A 1,811-nucleotide genomic window follows, 5' to 3' on the forward strand; every position below is an offset into this window, starting at 1 on the left:
ATCAGCCGCTGCCGCGGCGGGCGCTCCCTGATCCGGCCAGATCCAAACGAAAGACCCTAGAGCAGCGCCTGCGGACGGTAGACCGTCAGCGCCTCCGTCGCCTTGTCCAGGACCAACTCCCTGGGTGCCTCGGCCACTTCACCGTCGAATGCCAGCGGTGTGCCCGGCGCGATGCCCTTGATGTGGAGCCGGCTCCTGTGACCGGCCGCATGGACGGGTGAGCGGCTGAGCGGTCCGGCCAGTGCGGCGGCGAGCAGTCGCAGGCTCGGCGCTCGGCCGCCGTGCACCACCCGTACATCCAGCAGCCCGTCGGCGAGATGGCGCCGGTGGCCGGGAGTCGGTCCCATCCGTTCGTACAGGGAGTTGCCCGCGAACAGCAGCCACAGCGAGCGCCGTCGGCCCTCGAACTCGGCCTCCAGCGGACGGCCCTCGCCCAGCACCTTCAGCGCGGCGAGAATCCCGGCGGGCCAGCCGCCGATCCTGGGCGCCCAGTGCTCACGGACCCGTACCAGCTCCGGATAGACGCCCAGGCTGAAGGTGTTGAGGAAGTGGCCCGTGGCCGCGCCGTCGGGACCGGGAGTGAAGCGTCCCAGATCGACGCGGATCGCGTCGCCCGCCGTCACCGCCCGGCAGGTGTCCTGGACGGTCTCCGTTCCCAGGTCGTACGCGAAGTGATTGAGCGTGCCGCCCGGGAAGACGGCCAGCGGCAGACCGTACCGGAGGGCGGTCCCGGCGGCCCGGTTGACCGTTCCGTCACCGCCGAGCACACCGAGGGCCCGGCAGCGGCCCGCCGCCTTCTCCAGCTCGGTCCCGATCTCCTCCGGCGCGCACTCCACGATCTCCGCGTACGGCAGCGCTTCACGCACCAGCGCGGCGGTGTCCGACGAGCCGGCGGCCGGATTGACCACGACGACCAGTTCCCTCCCGCCGGGCAGCGCGGGCGCCTCGGCGCAGGGCCGGCCGGGCGGCGGAAGCTGCGAACGCGTCGGTACGAGTCCGCGTACGGCGTAGGCCGCGCCGATCCCGAGCGCCGCTCCCGCCAGTACATCGCTCGGATAGTGCACGCCGGTGTAGACGCGGGACAGGGCCACCGCGGCGGCCACCGGCGCCACCACCGCGCCCCAGCTTCTCGACTCCAGCGTCACGCCCGTCGCGAAGGCCGCAGCCGAGGCCGCGTGTCCGGACGGGAAGGACGACGTGAACGGCTGGCGCTTCAGCTGCCGTATCACCGGTACGCCGTCGATCAGAGGGCGCGGACGGCGTACCGCCCGCTTGCCCACCGTATTGATGGCGGCCGAGGCGAGCCCGAGCGACACCACACCGCGCAGGGCGGCCCGCCGCGAGCGTACGCCGCGTCCCAGCACGGCGATGCCCGCGGCGGCGCCGAACCAGAGCAGTCCGTGGTCGGCGGTACGGCTGAGCCGTGGCAGCACAGAGCCCGCGCCCGGCCAGTGCCGGGTGGCGACGGAGCGGAAGGCCCGCTCGTCCCAGGAGCCGAGCAGCGCCGCGATCCGGGGGCGAGTTCCCGCAGAAGTGGTGAACATGGAACGCGGGTACCCCGAGGGCGGCGCCGTCAAGCAGTCCGGTGCGCCGGTGCCCGGGAAGCACCGAGCCGTAACCCGTATAACTCTGTATAACTCCATATAGAGGGATCAAAAGACGCAAAGCCCCTACGGCGGACGACTGCGGGAGGTGGCGGTATGCGGCGGCGTACGGCTTCCGGGGGCCGCGTGCCCGTCCGGTTCGCGCCGCCCGTCCCCGAGGCGGGCCTGCCCGCCCTGCCCGAGCTGGCCGACGCGTGCGCCGGAGCC

At 73.0% G+C, this 1,811-nt stretch carries 1 protein-coding gene; it reads right to left on the reverse strand.

Going from position 1 to position 1,811, the window contains the following annotated elements; translation table 11 throughout:
• Positions 1-56 precede the first annotated feature (56 nt).
• The gene (locus tag GA0115259_RS33470) at positions 57-1,544 is read right to left on the reverse strand and encodes a bifunctional phosphatase PAP2/diacylglycerol kinase family protein (RefSeq protein WP_176732741.1); all 1,488 of its coding nucleotides are present in this window, start codon (positions 1,542-1,544) and stop codon (positions 57-59) included.
• Positions 1,545-1,811 lie beyond the last annotated feature (267 nt).

This window comes from Streptomyces sp. MnatMP-M17, assembly GCF_900091995.1.
Taxonomy (GTDB): domain Bacteria; phylum Actinomycetota; class Actinomycetes; order Streptomycetales; family Streptomycetaceae; genus Streptomyces.

Coding starts and splice junctions, on each gene's coding strand:
- GA0115259_RS33470 (WP_176732741.1), bottom strand. CDS start 1,544: ATGTTCACCACTTCTGCGGGAACTCGCCCCCGGATCGCGGCGCTGCTC.